The sequence below is a fragment of the Pseudomonas sp. SWRI68 genome (assembly GCF_014269165.1).
Classification (GTDB): Bacteria; Pseudomonadota; Gammaproteobacteria; order Pseudomonadales; family Pseudomonadaceae; genus Aquipseudomonas; species Aquipseudomonas capeferrum.
On record NZ_JABWRU010000006.1, the window covers coordinates 212,174 to 229,378 of the forward strand.

The following is a 17,205-nucleotide window of genomic DNA, read 5'->3' on the forward strand; positions in this document are numbered from 1 at the left end:
GGCGGTTAGGCGAACTCTTTCCACCCCCGAATACATGGTGATTCCAATGACACGACACACGCTGAACTGGATGGCCCTTTTCGCTGCACTGGCGCTGCCGGGGGTAGCGTCGGCCCACCATGCGATGGAGAAGAACGGCATGTGGGTCGATCATGCCGGCATGACGCTGTACACCTTTGACAAAGACGCCGGTGGCAAGTCGATGTGCAATGGCGAGTGTGCCAAGAACTGGCCGCCATTGATGGTGAAAGCCGATGATGAGCCTGCCAAGGACAAGTGGTCGGTGGTAATGCGTGATGATGGCGCCAAGCAGTGGGCCTATGACGGCAAGCCACTGTATACCTTCATCAAGGACAAGAAAGCCGGTGACATGACCGGTGATGGCGTGAAAGACGTCTGGCGCGTCGCCAAGCCTTGAGGCACTTTGCATGACCTTGTGGCGGCGGGTAAACCCGCTCCCACAGGGTCTGTATTGACTGTCAGCGCAGCGCGTAGTCCAGGACTATGCCAATGAAGACCAGCAGCCCCGCCCAGTGATTGTGCAAAAACGCCTTGAAGCATGAATCCCGGTCCAGCTTGCGTGTCGACCAGAACTCCCAGGCAAAGCACACGGCAGCCCCCAGCAGCCCCAGGTGGAACCAGCCGCCCAGCTCGAAGCGGCTCCCCGCCAGCAGCAGGCAGCCCAACGACAGCAGCTGCAAGGTCAGGATGATCACCCGATCCGCTTCGCCGAACAGGATGGCCGTCGACTTCACGCCGATCTTCAGGTCATCGTCGCGATCGACCATGGCGTAATAGGTGTCATAGCCCACGGTCCACAGCAGGTTGGCGATGTACAGCAGCCAGGCGCTGGCCGGCAGCTCGCCCCCGGCCGCCGTGAAGGCCATGGGGATGCCCCAGGAATACGCGGCGCCCAGCACCACCTGCGGGTAATAGGTGTAGCGCTTCATGAACGGGTAGCAGAACGCCAGGGCTACCGCCCCGAACGACAGCCAGACCGTGCGGCTGTTGGTGCACAGCACCAGCAGAAAACTTACCGCGACCAGGATCGCGAACAGCGCCAGCGCCTCGCGTGGCTTGACCCGGCCGCTGGCCAGGGGGCGGTCGGCGGTGCGTTTGACGTGGCCATCGACCTTGCGGTCGGCAAAGTCATTGATGCAGCAACCTGCGGCGCGCATCAGCACAACGCCAAGGCCGAAGATCAGCACGTTGGCCAGGGTCGGCGAACCTTGCCCGGCAATCCACACCGCCGACAGGGTAGGCCACAGCAGCAGGTAGATACCGATCGGGCGGTCCATGCGGCTTAGCTGGACAAAGTCCCAGGCGCGCGGGTGCCAGCGGTTGAGCGACTTGAGCAATTGCAGGTACATCAGCGGGTTTCCTCCTTGGCCGCTTGCCACAAGGCTGGCAGGAATACCTCGGCCACCAGCAGGTCCAGGCCGTCCCGTTCGAAACGTGAGCGGCGGCCCCAGAGCCCGTCGTGCGTTGCTTCGGCCGGCAACCAGGCCTGTGGATAACTGCACACCTCGATTGGGTGGCGAATGAATGCCTGATCACAGAACAGCAACTCGCCCAGCGAGCGGCTGCCCAGGGTCTCGAGGTCCAGGCCGCCGCGCTCCAGGGCGCTGCGGCTGGCCACGCTGCGGGCGAATACCCAGGGCTGGCCATGGCCGCGCAGGTAGACTTCGCGCACCCAGCCTTGCGCCCCGGGCGCAATGCCCAGCGCCTGGCACTCGTCATCGCGCAGGGTCTGCCAGCCTTCAAGCAGCGGGGTCACGCAGAAGTGCTCGCGGGACAGGTGGGTGAGGCGGCGAGTCAGCGAGCCCTCGTCGAACAGCCAGCCCAGGGTCGGCTGGTCGAGCTTGGTCGCCAGCTGTGAATACGCCAGCCACGCGACAGCGGCTGCTTGCGGGGATTCGTACGACACGTCGGTATGCTTGTTACAGCCAGAGAGGCGGCGAGCTTAGCATGTTGCCCCGACTGCTTGCATACTGCTGGCAGGGCCAGTAAAAAGCCCCCAAAGATTGCGCGATGGCCCTATGTGCGGCTTGCCCGCGAAAAGCCCATCAGCAGCGACACAACGCCTGAACCGAGGAACCGCGTACCCATGAAGAAGTGGCAATGTATTGTCTGTGGCCTGATCTACAACGAAGCCGAAGGCTGGCCGGATGACGGCATTGAGCCCGGTACCCGCTGGGAAGATGTGCCGCAGGACTGGCTGTGCCCCGACTGCGGCGTGGGCAAGAGCGACTTCGAAATGATCGAGATTGGCTGATCACAACCCTGTTTCAACTGAGGAAAGCACGACATGACGTCCCCTGTAGTCATCATCGGTACTGGCCTGGCCGGTTACAACCTGGCCCGTGAATTTCGCAAGCTCGATGGCGAGACGCCGCTGCTGTTGATTACCGCCGACGATGGTCGTTCCTACTCCAAACCCATGCTCTCCACGGGCTTCGCCAAGCTCAAGGATGCCGATGGGCTGTGCATGGCCGAGCCGGGTGCGATGGCCGAGCAGCTCAAGGCCGAAATCCGCACCCACACGCGCATCAGCGGTATCGACCCTGGGCACAAGCGCCTGTGGATCGGCGAAGAGGCTGTGGCCTATCGCGACCTGGTACTGGCCTGGGGGGCCCAGACCGTGCAGGTGCCGATCGAGGGCGATGCTGGCGGGCAGGTTTTCCCGATCAATGACCTGGAGGATTACGCACGCTTTCGCGCCGCCGCTGCCGGCAAACAGCGCGTGCTGGTGCTGGGGGCCGGGCTGATCGGCTGTGAGTTTGCCAATGACATGAGCCTGGGCGGGCTCAAGGTCGATGTGGTGGCCCCGTGCGAACAGGTCATGCCGACCCTGTTGCACCCAGCCGCCGCCGCCGCCGTGCAGGCCGGGCTCGAAGGGCTTGGCGTGCGCTTTCACCTGGGCCCGGTGCTGACGCGTCTGCAGCGTGTGGCTGAAGGCCTTGAGGCGCATTTGTCGGACGGCAGCGTGATCGCCTGTGACCTGGTGGTGTCGGCTATCGGCCTGCGCCCACGTACCGATCTGGCCGCTGCCGCCGGCCTCAAGATCAACCGCGGCGTGGCTGTGGACCGCCAGTTGCAAACCTCCCACGACAACATCTACGCCCTGGGTGACTGTGCCGAGGTCGATGGCATCAACCTGCTTTATGTCATGCCGCTGATGAGCTGTGCCCGGGCCTTGGCGCAGACCCTGGCGGGCAACCCCACGGCCGTCAGCTACGGCCCGATGCCGATCACCGTGAAGACCCCGGCGTGTCCGCTGGTTGTCTCGCCACCACCGCAAGGGCGTGAAGGCAATTGGCAGGTGCAAGGGCAGGGCAGTGACCTCAAAGTGCTGTGCCACGATGCCGACGGCACGCTGCTGGGCTATGCCCTGACCGGTGCGGCAGTCATGGAGAAGCTGGCCCTGAATCGCCAGTTACCGCCTGTAATGGCCTAAATAGACGGCGTTCTGTCGGATTTACCCTGTTGTTGCCCACACAATGGCCGCCCAGATACTGGCGCGGCCTCGGTGGGCGTGCCATTCTCACTTCCGTCTGCCGCAGATTAGAGCCTGCGGTGCCTTGAGCGCTGCCCCCAGAGGCAGCACGGCATAACAACAAAAAATCCCGTCAAAGAGGCTTTACCATGCGCAAACCAGAACTCGCCGCTGTCATCGCCGATAAGGCCGATCTGACCAAGGAAAAGGCCAACGTGGTGCTGAATGCGATTCTCGACAGCATCACGGGTGCCCTGGACAAGGACACCGTGACCCTGGTCGGTTTCGGCACCTTTGAAAAACGTCACCGCGGCGCGCGTACCGGCAAGAACCCACAGACCGGCGAGCCGGTAAAGATCAAGGCCAGCAACACGGTAGCCTTCAAGCCTGGCAAAAACCTGCGCGACAGCGTCAACACGACTGCCAAGCCGGCCAAGAAAGGCAAATGATCCACACCTGACAACCCCCAGTGTCAGCCAAGCGGGCGCCCTAGGGTGCCCGTTGTGCTTTGTGTGGGGATATGTTGCGAACTTGCGTAAATCGTTCGAGAAGAGGATAAACTGCGCGACTCAGTCATTTTTTATTCGAGGCGCGTTGATGAAGTTCCGCTTTCTTCTCTGGGCCATGGGGCTGTTGATGGCCAGGGCCAGCCGTAACAACCCGGCGTTCAAGCAGCAGCTCAAGGACAAGGACCTGGTTTTCCAGATGCAGACTCTGGACGGCAAAATCGCCCGGCACTTCATCGTCAGTGACGAACGCATCAGCAGCAAAGGTGGCGTACACCCACAGCCGGCCTTCGCCATTGCCTTCAAGGATGCCGCTTACGGGTTCGCCACGTTGCAGGCGGGCAACAAGCAGCTGGCCTTCATGCAGGGGATTCAGGACAAGAACATCCAGATCAAAGGCAATCCGGCGCTGGTGATGTGGTTCCAGGGCTTGATGAAATACCTGAAGCCGAAGAAGAAGCGCTGAGGTCGCATGCCCTGTGTGGGCGGGTTAACCCGCCCACACAGGGCCAATATGCATCAATGCGGGGCGTGGAACTGCGAAGCCAGTTCGCGCAGCAAAGTCTCTGCCTCCAGCACCTTGTTCACCACATCCTCGGCCTTGTCCCGCGTTACCCCCAGCCGCTCCAGCAGCTCATCGGGTACTTCCTCCTGTGGCCCCGAGCCAATGCCGCGCGAACGCAGCAGGCGCGTCGCCAGGCATACCAGGTTGGGGAATGCCGCGTAGTCGCCGTCATAGGACGGGTCGTGCTGGAAGCGCAGCGCAGTCGAGAGCTCTTCGGGCATGTCCCACAGCTTCATCAGCCAGGCGCCGATCTGTTCGCGGTTGATACCCAGCAGGTGTTGTTCCACGTAGGTGTGGCACAGGTGCGGGTTGACCTCCAAATGGCGGCAGATCAGCGAGAAGTGGGGCGGGAACACATGCGCCAGCAGCAGGTAGCCAAAGTTGTGCAGCAGCCCGGCCAGGTAGGTCAGGCCAGCTTCGGGGCGTTCTGCCCGCGGCATGGCGCGGGTCAGGCCCTCGATGATGGCTGCGGTGTAGATCGACTGTTGCCAGTACGGAGTGGCTTGCTGCGGGTGGTCTTTGGGCAGGCTCAGGGTCTTGCCCAGGGCCAGCCCAAGGGCCAGGTTGATCACCAGATCGAAGCCCAGCACGCGCACGATGGCGTCTTCCACCGAGCGGATCTTGCCGGGTGAGGCGTAGTAGGGCGATGCCGCCCAACTCACCACCTGGGCAGCCAGTGCCGGGTCGGTCTCGACCACGCCGGTAATGTCATCGATGCTGGCGTTGGGGTCTACGCGCAGCTTGATGATCTTCTGCGCGGTGTCGGCCAATGGCGGGATTTCGATGGTTTCTTCAAGGCGCTTCTGGATGCGGCGTGCTGTGAAGGCCTGGACGGCCTGGCTGATCTCTTGGGGGTCGTCATGCGGCCGGTCGAGGTTAGGGCTGATGGCCTTGACCTCCTGGCCAAAGCTGCTGGCGCTGGCCTTGGTGAGCATGCGCTTGAAGTTCGCGCGGTCGATCTCCAGCAGCAGGCCGGCTTCACCAGACTGAATCAGCACGGTCTCGCAGTCGAGCAGGCTTTTTTCGTATTGGCACGGCGAGCTGGTCAGCGCCGGAATGCCCGGCAGGCGCTTGAGGTGGTGCTTGTCGAGCATCTGCTTGAGCCGTGGCACCGATACCGCCGTCAGCTTGCGACCGGTCAGCTCGCCCAGCCGATTGAGGTCAAGCAGCTGGCTCTGTGGGAACAACACCATCAGGGCGCCGATTTCGTCGTCGAGCAAGACCGCCTGCACCCGCGAGGCGGCGGGCAATTGCGCATGCTCGACCACTTCGCGGTAGGTGACGCCCACCTTATCGAGCAGCAGCCTGATGACAGAGGGGGCGTGTGGGGTTGCGGTGTCCAGGGCAACTTCAGTCATGGTCCGTATCCACTCGTTCTTTTAAACGCGAAGTATAACCAGTCCCGCCGCAAATCTGGATCCATTCTGGGACTGGCGTCACACTTGGCCATATTGCTGGCCATGGCGCAGCCAGCGGTCAAGCAGCGGGCTGACGTGGTCCGGCCAGCGCGCGATCAGGGCTTGGGCGGCATCACGCACGGCTGGCAGCAGGTCGGCATCGCGCATCAGGTCAGCGACCTTGAACTGTAGCAGACCGGTCTGGCGGGTCCCCAGCATCTCGCCAGGGCCGCGCAGTTCCAGGTCTTTTTCGGCGATGATGAAGCCATCGTTGGTTTCGCGCATGATCCCCAGGCGTTCGCGGCCGATCTGCGACAGCGGCGGGTGATACAGCAACACGCAATGGCTTGCAGCGCTGCCCCGGCCTACCCGGCCGCGTAGCTGGTGGAGCTGGGCCAGGCCCAGGCGCTCGGGGTTCTCGATGATCATCAGGCTGGCATTGGGCACGTCCACGCCCACCTCGATGACCGTGGTCGCGATCAGCAGCTGCAGCTCTGCGGCCTTGAACTGCGCCATGATCTCGGCCTTTTCCGCAGGCTTCATGCGCCCGTGGATAAGGCCGACCCGCAGCTCGCCCAGGGCGCTGCCAAGCTCCTCATAGGTGCTCTCGGCCGCCTGGCAGGTGAGCTCTTCGGATTCTTCGATCAAGGTGCACACCCAGTAGGCCTGGCGCCCTTCGGCACAGGCGGCGCGTACCCGCTCGACCACCTCGAAGCGGCGGCTGTCGGCCACCAGCACGGTGTTAACGGGGGTGCGCCCGGGTGGCAACTCGTCGAGGACCGAGGTGTCGAGGTCGGCGTAGGCGCTCATCGCCAAGGTCCGCGGGATCGGCGTGGCGGTCATGATCAGCTGGTGCGGGCAAAGCTCGCCGGCCACGCCTTTCTTGCGCAGGGCCAGGCGTTGCTGCACGCCGAATCGGTGCTGTTCGTCGATGATCGCCAGGGCCAGGTGCTTGAATTTGACCTCCTCCTGAAACAGCGCATGGGTGCCCACCACCATCGGTGCGCCGTTGGCGATCTGCTCCAGTGAACTGGCGCGGGCCTTGCCTTTGAGCTTGCCAGCCAGCCATGCCACCTCGATGCCCAGCGGTTCGAGCCAGCGCTTGAAGGTGATGTAGTGCTGTTCGGCGAGGATCTCGGTGGGCGCCATCAACGCCACCTGGTAACCGGCCTCCAGCGCTTGCAGCGCCGCCAGTGCAGCGACCACCGTCTTGCCGGCACCGACATCGCCCTGTACCAGGCGCATCATCGGCTCGGCCTGGGCAAGGTCGTAGGCAATTTCGTTGGCCACACGCTGCTGGGCACCGGTCGGCTTGAAACCCAGGTTGGCCAGGTACTGCGCCGGCAACCGGCTGGCCTTGGGTAGCACGGGGGCACGCAGGCTGCGCAGGCTCTCGCGCAGCCGTTGCTGCGACAGCTGATGGGTCAGCAGTTCCTCGAAGGCCAGGCGGTGCTGAGCCCAATGCTGGCCTTCGGCAAGCTCGTCGAGGTCGGCATCGGCCGGCGGGTTGTGCAGATAACGGATGGCGTCGTCCAGCGGTGCCAGCTGGTAGTCCCGGGCCAGCTCATCGGGCAGCCAGTCTGGCAGGCTGCGCGGGCCAAGCATGCCCAGGCTCTGTTGGCAGAGCAGGCGCAGACGTTGCTGGGTAAGGCCTTCGGTGGTCGGGTAGATCGGCGTCAGGGTCTGTTCTACCGGGGGTGGAGGCTCGTCGCCGTTCAGCGCCCGGTACTCCGGGTGATAAATCTCCAGGCCAGAGGCGCCAGGGCGTGCTTCGCCATAGCAGCGCAGGTGCGTGCCGCGTTTCAGGCCTTCTTTCTGCGCGTTGCTGAAGTGATAGAAGCGCAGGCTCAGCACCCCGCTGCCATCACCCAGGCGCACCACCAGGCTGCGGCGCTTGCCCATGGTCACGTCAGCGCCACTGACCACCCCTTCGATGACTGCGTCCTGGCCTGGGCGCAGGGCGCCGATGGGCACCACGCGGGTGCGGTCCTGGTAGCGCAGCGGCAAGTGGAACAACAGGTCCTGCAGGTTCTCCAGGCCGACCTTGGCGAGTTTTTCCGCCATGGCATCGCCCACGCCCTTGAGCACCGTGACCGGGACCTTCGACAGCTCACTCATGACTCAGGCCGGCTGTTCCGCAGAGGGTTTGGCGACCGAGCAGAGGCGGATCGAGTCGGCGAGGATCTCGATGGCCTTGGGCCGCGGGAAGCTGGCACGCCAGGCAATGGCTACGGTACGGAACGGTGCCGGTGCAGTCAGTGGGCGCACTTCGATGACACCCGGCGCGTAGTGGTGGCTGTGCACCGCCGACAGCGGCAGGATCGAGACGCCAAGGCCCGAGGCAACCATGTGGCGAATGGTTTCCAGCGAGCTCGACTCCACCGTGGTGTGCCGGGCGCCTTCACCGCCCTTGTTCAGGGTCGGGCAGGCTTCCAGGACCTGGTCGCGGAAACAGTGGCCTTCGCCCAGCAGCAGCAGGCTCTTGTCGTTGAGCATGGCGGTATCGATGGTTTTTTTCGCCGTCCACGGGTGATCGGCGGGCATCAAGGCGCAGAATGGCTCATCGTACAGCGGCAGGGTCAGCACGTCGGCTTCGTTGAACGGCAGGGCGATGATCACCGCGTCCAGTTCGCCGTTGCGCAGCTTTTCTCGCAGTACGTGGGTGAAGTTCTCTTCGATGTACAGCGGCATCTGCGGTGCCACGCGGTGCAGCTGCGGGATCAGGTGCGGGAAGAGATAAGGGCCGACGGTATAGATGGCACCGACCTTGAGCGGGGCGGTCAGCTGGTTCTTGCCGGCCTGGGCCAGTTCACGGATGCCCTGGGCCTGTTCCAGTACCTTCTGCGCCTGGGCAACGATGCTTTCACCGACCGGGGTCAGGCGAACCGCGCTCTTGCTGCGCTCGAAGATCAGCACGCCAAGCTCGTCCTCGAGCTTCTTCACACCGACCGACAGGGTCGGCTGGCTCACGTGACAACGTTCGGCCGCGTGGCCGAAATGCTGTTCCTGGGCGAGTGTGACGATGTAGCGTAATTCTGTGAGGGTCATAACGTGCGTCCATGAAGTTGCGAGCCCAGCATAGCGGCTGCAATCGATAGACGCACGTTATCAGACTTGCCGATTTGTGACAGAAACAAAAGCCTCAGCGGCGGTCCAGTGAGTAGACGAACGGCGCCACGACTTCGATCGTGCCGTTGTTCAGCAACTCCGGTGGCGGCTTGGGTACCGTGCCGGCGCGACGGATCATCTCCAGCGTTGCGCGGTCCAGTGCTGCACTCCCTGAACCACCCGCCATGGCGTACGACACTACCTTGCCTTCGGCATCGACCACGAAACGCAGGCGGTTGATGCCCTGCAGGCCGCGACGACGCGCGTCTTCCGGATAGCGTTTGTACTTGGCCAGGTGGCGCAGCAGGTCACTCTGCCAGGTAGGCAGGGCGTTGCTGTTGGACGCGATGCTCGGTGCCGGTGCTGCGGACTTCTGGGGCGGCGTATTGCTTGGCGGTGCATCCACCACCTCCTCGGTCGGAGGTGCTTCCTTCGGCGGCTCAGGCTTTTTCTCAGGCTTGGGCGGCTGTGGCTTGGCCTTCGGCTTGGGCGGCTTGGCGATGGCGATCTTGGGTTTAGGCGCTTCCACCAGCTTGGGCAACGGCAGTTCTTCGACCGGTGCCGGCGGCTGTGGGGCGGCTTTGGGAGGTGGTGGTGGCGCAGGCTCCGGCAACGGTGCCAGCTCGACCATCATCGCTGCCGGCGGCAGCTCGATGGCCTGAGGCACCGACCAGTTGAGCGTGAGCAGCACAGCGACGGCATGGACACCCAGCACAAGTGCCAGGCTGCCGCTGTAACGCGCCAGATTGTGCCGCGTCTTCGTCATTTCTTGGCTGCCGTCTCGAGACCTACCAGACCGACTTTGAGGTAGCCGGCCGCGCGCATGTTGTTCATCACTTCCATCAGGTCACCGTAATCCACGCCCTTGTCGGCCTGGAAGAAGATGGTCGTTTCCTTGTCGCCCTTGGTCTTGGCGTCGAGCATCGCGCCAAGTTGCGCGGGTGCAGGTACCTGATCGTCGCCGACATACAGCTTCTGGTCGGCCTTGACGCTGACGAACACGGGTTTCTCGGGCCTCGGCGCCGGCTTGGCGGTCGAGGCTGGCAGGTCGACCTTGATGTCGACCGTTGCCAAGGGCGCCGCCACCATGAAGATGATCAGCAGTACCAACATGACGTCGATGAACGGCGTAACGTTGATTTCGTGGTTTTCGGCGAGGTCGTCGCCACCTTCGTTGAGATGCAGGCCCATGGCTTACCCCACTTTCACCATGTGCGGGGCGGCGCGCTCGCTGCCTTGGTGGTCCAGGTCACGGCTGACCAGCAGCAGCACCTGGGCAGAAGCGTCGGACACCTGAGCCTTGTAGCCGGCAATGGAGCGGGCGAAGACGTTGTAGATGACCACGGCCGGGATTGCCGCAACCAGGCCCAGGGCTGTTGCCAGCAGGGCTTCAGCGATGCCGGGGGCAACGACTGCCAGGTTGGTGGTCTGGGTCTTGGCGATGCCGATGAAGCTGTTCATGATGCCCCATACGGTGCCGAACAGACCGACGAAGGGTGCGGTGGAACCGATGGTGGCCAGTACGCCGGTGCCGCTGCTCATGTTGCGGCCGCTGGCGGCGACCAGGCGCTCCAGGCGAAAGGCGACGCGTTCCTTGATGCCTTCTTTTTCACGCGTGTTGGCCGACAGGCGCATTTCTTCGAGGGCATCGTGGACCAGGGTGTGGGCCAGGGTGCCTTCCTTGTTGGAGACCTCGCTGGCCTCCTTGAGGCTGGCGGACTTCTTCAGCTGTGCGATTTCGCCGCGCAGACGACGCTTGGCGCCCATCAGCTCGAAGCCTTTGGCGATCCAGATGGTCCAAGTGATGATCGAGGCGATGGCCAGGCCAATCATGACGATCTTCACCACGATGTCGGCGTTCTTGTACATGCCCCATGGCGACAGGTCGTGGGCCATGCCCAAGGTAGTATCCTCGACCAGTGCTTCGACGCCCGGGTCTACGGCGACCGGTGCATCGACCGGGGCTGCGGCAGGCGCGTCGGCAACGGGCGCCGAGCCATCAGTGGCCGGGGCCGGGGCCGCGGCGGGAGTGGCAGGGGCGGCAGCGGCAGCAGGTGTGCTGGCGTTGGCGGTTGGCTCATCGGCCATGGCCACTGGGGCCAGCACCAGGCTGAACATCAGCGCGGCGATGGCACGCCAGGCGCGCGACGGGGTTGGCGAAGCGGAGGGTTGAGTACGTGTCATGCTAGCCGGACCTGATGAAGAAAAAGAGTGAACGTTCTCCAAGGCCTCGAGAGCGGCCGAGAACAGATAGGGGCGCCATTATTGCAAGTAATTCTTGTTAACAAAAGTAATCTCGTTGCTTTTTTCGCCTATCGTCTAGCCGCCCATCGTGTAGCGTGGCTGGTTTGATCCACTGGTCTAGGGAGTTTTGAGATGTTGGACCTGTCCGTAATGGTCGTAGGTTGTGGTGATGTAGGTGGCCGGCTTGCCCAGCAATTGCTTGCCCGTGGCTGGCAGGTGAGCGGCTTGCGCCGCTCGATCGCGCAACTGCCCGAGGGCGTTGTGCCGGTGGCTGCCGACCTGTCCGATGCGGCCATCCCCGCAGCGTGGCCGCAGCGTGCGCCGGATTATCTGGTGTATTGCGTGGCGGCCAGCCAGCACGATGAGGCGGGGTATCAGGCCGCCTATGTGGACGGCCTGCGCCATGTGCTGGCATGGCTAGCAGCGCGTGGGCAGCACCCGCGACGGCTGTTGTTCGTGTCCAGCAGCAGCGTGTTTGCGCAACAAGAGGGTGAGTGGATCGATGAGACGGCGGCCACTGAGCCTGAAGGGTACTCCGGGCGCGTAATGCTTGAAGCCGAGCGCCTGGCGCTGGCCAGTGGTATCCCGGCAAGCGTGGTGCGTTTGACCGGTATCTACGGGCCGGGCCGTGAGTGGCTGTTGAGCCAGGTACGCCAGGGGTATCGTGTGGCCGAGCAGCCGCCGCTGTATGGCAACCGCATCCATGCCGAGGATGCAGCCAGCCTGCTGGCCTTCCTGCTGCAGGCGGATGCCGACGGCGTGGCGCTGGACGATTGCTATATAGGTGTCGATGACGACCCGGCGCCGCTGGCCGATGTGGTGGCCTGGTTGCGCGGGTACATGGGGGTTACCGAGTGGTCGGATGAGCAGCGTGTGCGCCGTACCGGCAGCAAGCGCTGCAGCAATGCCCGCGTGCGGGCATTGGGCTGGGTGCCGGCATATCCGAGCTACAAGGAAGGGTATGCGGCCATTCTGCAAGGGAAAGGCTGACGCCCTGGGGCCGCTTTGCGGCCCTTTCCGACCGGTCCGCGGCCGGCAGGGCCGCGAATGGCTTCAGTTCTTCTCAAGCACCCACTGACGAGAACCGGCTGCCAATGCAGGCATCTCGTCCGGCTGTGCACGGTTCACCGCCTGGAAAATCTCCAGCTTGTCGCCATCACGCTTGAGAATGAACGGCGCACCACGTTGCTTGCGCTCCAGCCACAGGCTGTCGTTGCTGCCACCCATGGTCGCGCAATCGCCCGCCAGGCACAGGGCGAAACGGTCCGGGCCGGGCAGGCCGGTCACGCCGCCGTTATCGGCGAAACGCACCACGCTACCTTGGCCCTGGCCTTCGACGATCTTCCAGTCGCCGCCCAGGTAAGCCTGATAAAGCGCCTTCTCGAAGCTGCCACCCAAGGGCGCATTGCCCGGCTGCTTGGCGCGCACGAAGGTCTGCTTGGCACCGGATTGGTCAGTGGTTTTCAGCTCGTCACCGTCCAACTCAAGCTGCTCGGTCTGCCCGCCCTGGAAGCTGGCCTGCCACTGCTTTTCAGTGGCGCTCAGCTGGCCATCGGCGGCCTCGAAACCATTGCTGAAGCTGGCCTGCTGGTCGGCAATATCGAGTTTCCACTCGAACACCGGACCATGCGCATTCAGGGCCTGACGCAGGCTGCCACCCTTGACGGCGGCTTTGATGGCATCCTGGTTGATCCAGGTGCCGTTGAAGTCTTCGGGTTTATGACTGGCGCAACCGCTCAAAAGCAGGGCTGCCAGCGCGAGGGGCAGTGCTTGACGCATGGTGGGTAACCTTGGGGGAGAGAGCGTGACGGGCAGAGCGCCCGTCACCGGGGGCATCACTCGATGACCAGGATCGCGTCCATCTCGACCTGCGAGCCTTTCGGCAGCGCGGCAACGCCAATCGCGGCGCGGGCTGGGTAAGGCTGTTCGAAGTAGCGGCCCATCACCTCGTTGACCTTGGCGAAGTGGCTCAGGTCGGTGAGGAAGATGTTCAGCTTGACGATGTCCTTGAACGAACCGCCAGCGGCTTCAGCCACGGCCTTGAGGTTCTCGAAGACCTGAACGGTCTGGGCTTCGAAGCCTTCGACCAGTTCCATGGTTTTTGGGTCCAGCGGGATCTGGCCCGACATGTAGACGGTGTTGCCGGCCTTGATCGCTTGCGAGTAGGTACCGATAGCGGCGGGGGCCTTGTCGCTGGTAATGACGGACTTGCTCATGATGACTCCTTGCGGTTGGCGGACTACGTACGCATGCGGGTGATGCGGACCACACCGGTCAAGGTACGCAGCTTCTTGATCACACGCGCCAGGTGCACGCGGTCGTGCACGCTGACCACCAGTTGGACCACGCTGATACGGCCGTCGCGTTCGTCCATGCTGATCTTCTCGATATTGCCGTCGGCGGCATTGACGCTGCTGGCCAGCAGGGCGATCAGGCCGCGTTGGTGCTCCAGCTCGACGCGCAGCTCGACGTTGAATTCGCCCGCGATGTCCTTGGCCCAGGAAAGCTGCACGCACTTCTCCGGGTTGTGGCGAATTTCACTGATGTTGCGGCAGTTCTCCAGGTGCACGACCATGCCTTTGCCCGCCGACAGGTGGCCGACAATCGGGTCACCAGGGATCGGCGTGCAGCACTTGGCGTAGCTGAGTACCAGGCCTTCGGTGCCGCGAATCGCCAGCGGGCCTTCCGGCGCCGGCAGTTGCTCGCCTTCGGCCGACAGCAGGCGGCGGGCGACTACATAGGCCATGCGGTTGCCCAGGCCGATGTCTTCGAGCAGGTCTTCGATCAGCTCCAGGCGGTATTCGGCGAGAATCGCCTGAATGCGCTCCTGGGGGATTTTTTCGAGGCTGCTGTCGAAACCGGTCAGTACCTTGTTCAGCAAGCGCTCGCCGAGGCTGATGGACTCGGAGCGGCGCTGTTGCTTGAGCGCGTGGCGGATGTGCGTGCGCGCCTTGCCGGTGACCACGAAGTTGAGCCAGGCCGGGTTCGGCCGGGCGCCCGGCGCGCTGACGATTTCTACCGTCGAGCCGCTCTGCAGGGGCTCCGACAGTGGCGCCAGGCGGCGGTTGATGCGGCAGGCGATGCAACTGTTGCCAACGTCGGTGTGTACCGCGTAGGCAAAGTCGACGGCCGTGGAGCCTTTGGGCAGCTCCATGATGCGGCCTTTTGGCGTGAACACGTAGACCTCGTCCGGGAACAGGTCGATCTTCACGCTCTCGATGAATTCCAGCGAGTTGCCCGCACGCTGCTGCAGCTCGAGGATACCCTTGACCCACTGACGGGCACGGGCGTGGCTGCCTTTGGGCTGTTCGTCGTCGTTGGACTTGTACAGCCAGTGCGCGGCGATGCCGTTGTTGGCCATCTCTTCCATCTCGCGGGTGCGGATCTGGATTTCGATGGGCACGCCATGCATGCCGAACAGCGTGGTGTGCAACGACTGATAGCCGTTCGCCTTGGGGATCGCGATGTAGTCCTTGAAGCGACCCGGCAGCGGTTTGTACAGGTTGTGAACAGCGCCGAGCACGCGGTAGCAGGTGTCGACCTTGTCGACGATGATGCGGAAGGCGTACACGTCCATGATCTCGTTGAAGGCACGGCGCTTGCCGCGCATCTTCTTGTAGATGCCATAAAGGTGTTTTTGCCGGCCGCTGACCTCGCCCTCGATACCGTCGGCGGCCAGGCAGTTGGCCAGCGACTGTTCGATCTTGGCGACGATCTCTTTGCGGTTGCCGCGGGCGCTCTTGACCGCCCGGTGGATCAGCGACGAGCGCATCGGGTGCATGGCCTTGAAGCCGAGGTCTTCGAATTCGACGCGCACGGTGTGCATGCCCAGCCGGTTGGCGATGGGCGCGTAGATTTCGAGGGTTTCCTTGGCGATGCGTCGGCGTTTTTCGCCAGACAGCACTTCCAGCGTGCGCATGTTGTGCAGGCGGTCGGCCAGCTTGACCAGGATCACGCGGATATCGCGGGCCATGGCCATGGCCATCTTCTGGAAGTTCTCGGCCTGCGCCTCGGCCTTGGTCTCGAAGTTCATCTGGGTCAGCTTGCTGACCCCATCGACCAGCTCGGCGACCGTCTCGCCAAACTGCTGGCTGAGGGCTTCCTTGGCGATGCCGGTGTCTTCGATCACATCGTGCAGCATGGCCGCCATCAGGCTCTGATGGTCCATGTGCATGTCGGCGAGGATGCTGGCCACGGCCAGCGGGTGGGTCACGTAGGGCTCGCCGCTGCGGCGGCGCTGCCCATCGTGGGCCTGTTCGGCGTAGAAATAGGCGCGACGAACCAGGTTGACCTGTTCGGGGCCCAGGTAGGTCGACAGCCGTTCGGCTAAGGCTTCTATACCCGGCATGGGTTCACCTCTTGCAGAGGAAGAGGGCCTTGTGCCGCGCGACGTCGACCTGGCATCAATCAGACAGCCTCGTTGGACTCGTCCTCGAACGCGGCGAAGACCGGATCCTCGGTGACGATCTCTTCAGCGGCGATGAACTCGTTGGTGACGATGCCTTCGGCGATTTCACGCAGGGCAACAACGGTCGGCTTGTCGTTTTCCCACGCTACGCGTGGCTCTTTGCCGCCGGTCGCCAGCTGACGGGCGCGCTTGGTCGAGAGCATGACCAGCTCAAAACGGTTATCCACGTGTTCCAGGCAGTCTTCAACAGTTACGCGGGCCATGGTCTTCCTCAGTAGCAAATGCGGTAGGCGTGCAGCCCAATTTGGGCAGGCGGACTCAATAGTTTAAAAAATCACCAGCCAATAGGGAAGCGATGTTTTGCCGGGTGCGGATCATAGCGCTCCCTGTAGTAACGGCTTTGCCAGCGAAAGGGCCGGAACAGACACCCTGATCTTGTATCTCACAACATCGCGCCGCGCAACCGTGGGGTCAGTTCTTCGAACAGCGTCTGCACCGAGCGCAATGCCCGGCAATCGGGCCGGGTCAGCAGCCACAGCTGGGTGTCGCAACCCGCCAGCGGCCCGCTCAGCGCATCGACGCCTGGCAAGGCGTGCACCATGTAATCGGGCAACGCCGCCACGCCCAACCCGGTGCTGACCAGCTGCGCGATGGTCGACATGCCGCTGCACTGGTAACGCGGGCTCAGCCCGGGGTATTGCTGGTTGCGCCAGACCACGGTGGGGTGGTCCTGCATCGAATCGTCCGGTGCGATCCACGGCACGCTGCTGGCCGCCTCGTTCAGGCGCTCGCGCCACTGCGGCTGGCCGCAGATCACATAGGAAGTCGAGCCCAGGCAGCGGCCGACCAGATGCTCCGGTGGCGTGTTGGTCAGGCGCAGGGCAATGTCGGCATCGCGCCGGCTGAGGTTGGCGAAGGTATTGGAAGTGCCCATTTCCAGCGACAAGGCCGGGTAGTTGGGCATGAATTCGGCCAATGCCGGCAACAGCAGGCTGTGCATCACTGCCTCGGTGCACGTCAGACGAACGGTACCGCTGACTACCTGCTCGCCACTGGTCATGGCGATGCGTGCGGCCTCCAGCGCCTGCTCGGCGCGCTCGGCCTGCTCCGCCAAGGCCTGCGCCGTGTCGGTCGGCAGGTAGCCTTTACGGCTCTTGACGAACAGTGCCGTGCCCAGTGCCGACTCCAGCCGGCGGATCGAACGGAACACCGTCGAAACATCGACTTTGAGCAGTTCGGCAGCCTTTGCCAGGGAGCGGCCACGTTCCAGGGCCAGGACCAGGGAGAGGTCGGCATGGGTAATCTGATATTGCATTGGTGCACGCTCTGCTTGCCGAAATGCCAATGTCTGTTGCGTTGAGGCCATTTTATAGTGGAACCGCCCCTGGGAATCAATGCGCCCGGTCGGGCAACCAATCCCCACGATGGGAAAGTGAAAAAAACAACAGCTGCAACCATCGTCGCCCGTGAGGCGCCAGCCG

19 protein-coding genes are annotated in these 17,205 nt (G+C 63.4%); 6 read left to right on the top strand and 13 right to left on the bottom strand.

What is annotated here, in order from left to right; translation table 11 throughout:
- Positions 1 to 46: 46 nt before the first annotated feature.
- The gene (locus HU770_RS11940) at positions 47 to 418 is read left to right on the top strand and encodes a hypothetical protein (protein WP_186663719.1); all 372 of its coding nucleotides are present in this window, start codon (positions 47 to 49) and stop codon (positions 416 to 418) included.
- A gap of 61 nt (positions 419 to 479) precedes the next feature.
- Here HU770_RS11940 and ubiA read toward each other — a convergent pair whose 3' ends face one another.
- A complete protein-coding gene (ubiA, locus tag HU770_RS11945) occupies positions 480 to 1,370 on the bottom strand; it encodes a 4-hydroxybenzoate octaprenyltransferase (protein WP_047582538.1) in 891 nt (296 codons plus the stop codon).
- Positions 1,370 to 1,927: a chorismate lyase gene (locus HU770_RS11950; protein WP_186663720.1), complete on the bottom strand. Its 558-nt coding sequence runs from the start codon at positions 1,925 to 1,927 to the stop codon at positions 1,370 to 1,372. The genes ubiA and HU770_RS11950 overlap by 1 nt, the downstream gene beginning before the upstream one ends.
- A 180-nt stretch (positions 1,928 to 2,107) precedes the next feature.
- Between HU770_RS11950 and HU770_RS11955 the strand changes: the two genes are divergently transcribed.
- The 4 genes from HU770_RS11955 (at position 2,108) to HU770_RS11970 (ending at position 4,468) form a co-directional block, all read left to right on the top strand.
- Positions 2,108 to 2,275, top strand: a complete 168-nt coding sequence (locus tag HU770_RS11955; protein WP_033702346.1) for a rubredoxin — start codon at positions 2,108 to 2,110, stop codon at positions 2,273 to 2,275.
- A 33-nt stretch (positions 2,276 to 2,308) separates the two neighbouring features.
- Positions 2,309 to 3,457, top strand: a complete 1,149-nt coding sequence (locus HU770_RS11960) for an FAD-dependent oxidoreductase (RefSeq protein WP_033702344.1) — start codon at positions 2,309 to 2,311, stop codon at positions 3,455 to 3,457.
- 188 nt (positions 3,458 to 3,645) lie between these two features.
- Positions 3,646 to 3,945, top strand: coding sequence for an HU family DNA-binding protein (locus HU770_RS11965; protein ID WP_186655592.1), 300 nt, complete (start codon positions 3,646 to 3,648; stop codon positions 3,943 to 3,945).
- 148 nt (positions 3,946 to 4,093) lie between these two features.
- A complete protein-coding gene (locus tag HU770_RS11970) occupies positions 4,094 to 4,468 on the top strand; it encodes a helicase (RefSeq protein WP_033702341.1) in 375 nt (124 codons plus the stop codon).
- Between the two features lie 53 nt (positions 4,469 to 4,521).
- Here the strand turns inward: HU770_RS11970 and HU770_RS11975 are convergent, their stop codons facing one another.
- The 6 genes from HU770_RS11975 to exbB form a co-directional block, all read right to left on the bottom strand.
- Positions 4,522 to 5,925, bottom strand: coding sequence for an aminoacyl-tRNA deacylase and HDOD domain-containing protein (locus tag HU770_RS11975; RefSeq protein ID WP_186663721.1), 1,404 nt, complete (start codon positions 5,923 to 5,925; stop codon positions 4,522 to 4,524).
- Positions 5,926 to 6,003: 78 nt separating this feature from the next.
- On the bottom strand, positions 6,004 to 8,082 hold the full coding sequence (gene recG, locus HU770_RS11980) for an ATP-dependent DNA helicase RecG (RefSeq protein WP_033702337.1): 2,079 nt from the start codon (positions 8,080 to 8,082) through the stop codon (positions 6,004 to 6,006).
- 3 nt (positions 8,083 to 8,085) lie between these two features.
- Positions 8,086 to 9,012 carry a hydrogen peroxide-inducible genes activator gene (locus HU770_RS11985; RefSeq protein ID WP_033702334.1) on the bottom strand — a complete coding sequence of 309 codons (927 nt, stop codon included), beginning with the start codon at positions 9,010 to 9,012 and terminating at the stop codon, positions 8,086 to 8,088.
- 94 nt (positions 9,013 to 9,106) lie between these two features.
- A complete protein-coding gene (locus tag HU770_RS11990) occupies positions 9,107 to 9,838 on the bottom strand; it encodes an energy transducer TonB (RefSeq protein WP_033702333.1) in 732 nt (243 codons plus the stop codon).
- Positions 9,835 to 10,263, bottom strand: coding sequence for a TonB system transport protein ExbD (exbD, locus tag HU770_RS11995; RefSeq protein WP_033702331.1), 429 nt, complete (start codon positions 10,261 to 10,263; stop codon positions 9,835 to 9,837). The genes HU770_RS11990 and exbD overlap by 4 nt, the downstream gene beginning before the upstream one ends.
- Positions 10,264 to 10,266: 3 nt before the next feature.
- The gene (gene exbB / locus HU770_RS12000) at positions 10,267 to 11,256 is read right to left on the bottom strand and encodes a tonB-system energizer ExbB (RefSeq protein ID WP_186663722.1); all 990 of its coding nucleotides are present in this window, start codon (positions 11,254 to 11,256) and stop codon (positions 10,267 to 10,269) included.
- 192 nt (positions 11,257 to 11,448) lie between these two features.
- On the opposite strand from exbB, the gene HU770_RS12005 reads away from it, so the two are divergent.
- Positions 11,449 to 12,306, top strand: a complete 858-nt coding sequence (locus HU770_RS12005) for an SDR family oxidoreductase (protein ID WP_186655607.1) — start codon at positions 11,449 to 11,451, stop codon at positions 12,304 to 12,306.
- Positions 12,307 to 12,369: 63 nt separating this feature from the next.
- Here HU770_RS12005 and HU770_RS12010 read toward each other — a convergent pair whose 3' ends face one another.
- The 5 genes from HU770_RS12010 to HU770_RS12030 all read right to left on the bottom strand — a co-directional run bounded on the left by HU770_RS12010 (position 12,370) and on the right by HU770_RS12030 (position 17,039).
- A complete protein-coding gene (locus HU770_RS12010) occupies positions 12,370 to 13,095 on the bottom strand; it encodes a hypothetical protein (protein ID WP_186663723.1) in 726 nt (241 codons plus the stop codon).
- Between the two features lie 56 nt (positions 13,096 to 13,151).
- A complete protein-coding gene (locus tag HU770_RS12015) occupies positions 13,152 to 13,532 on the bottom strand; it encodes a RidA family protein (RefSeq protein ID WP_033702322.1) in 381 nt (126 codons plus the stop codon).
- A gap of 23 nt (positions 13,533 to 13,555) precedes the next feature.
- Entirely contained in the window at positions 13,556 to 15,664 is a 2,109-nt protein-coding gene (spoT, locus tag HU770_RS12020) for a bifunctional GTP diphosphokinase/guanosine-3',5'-bis pyrophosphate 3'-pyrophosphohydrolase (protein ID WP_033702320.1), read from the bottom strand.
- A 59-nt stretch (positions 15,665 to 15,723) separates the two neighbouring features.
- Positions 15,724 to 15,987: a DNA-directed RNA polymerase subunit omega gene (rpoZ, locus tag HU770_RS12025; RefSeq protein ID WP_012312123.1), complete on the bottom strand. Its 264-nt coding sequence runs from the start codon at positions 15,985 to 15,987 to the stop codon at positions 15,724 to 15,726.
- Positions 15,988 to 16,166: 179 nt separating this feature from the next.
- A complete protein-coding gene (locus tag HU770_RS12030) occupies positions 16,167 to 17,039 on the bottom strand; it encodes a LysR family transcriptional regulator (protein WP_186655609.1) in 873 nt (290 codons plus the stop codon).
- Positions 17,040 to 17,205 lie beyond the last annotated feature (166 nt).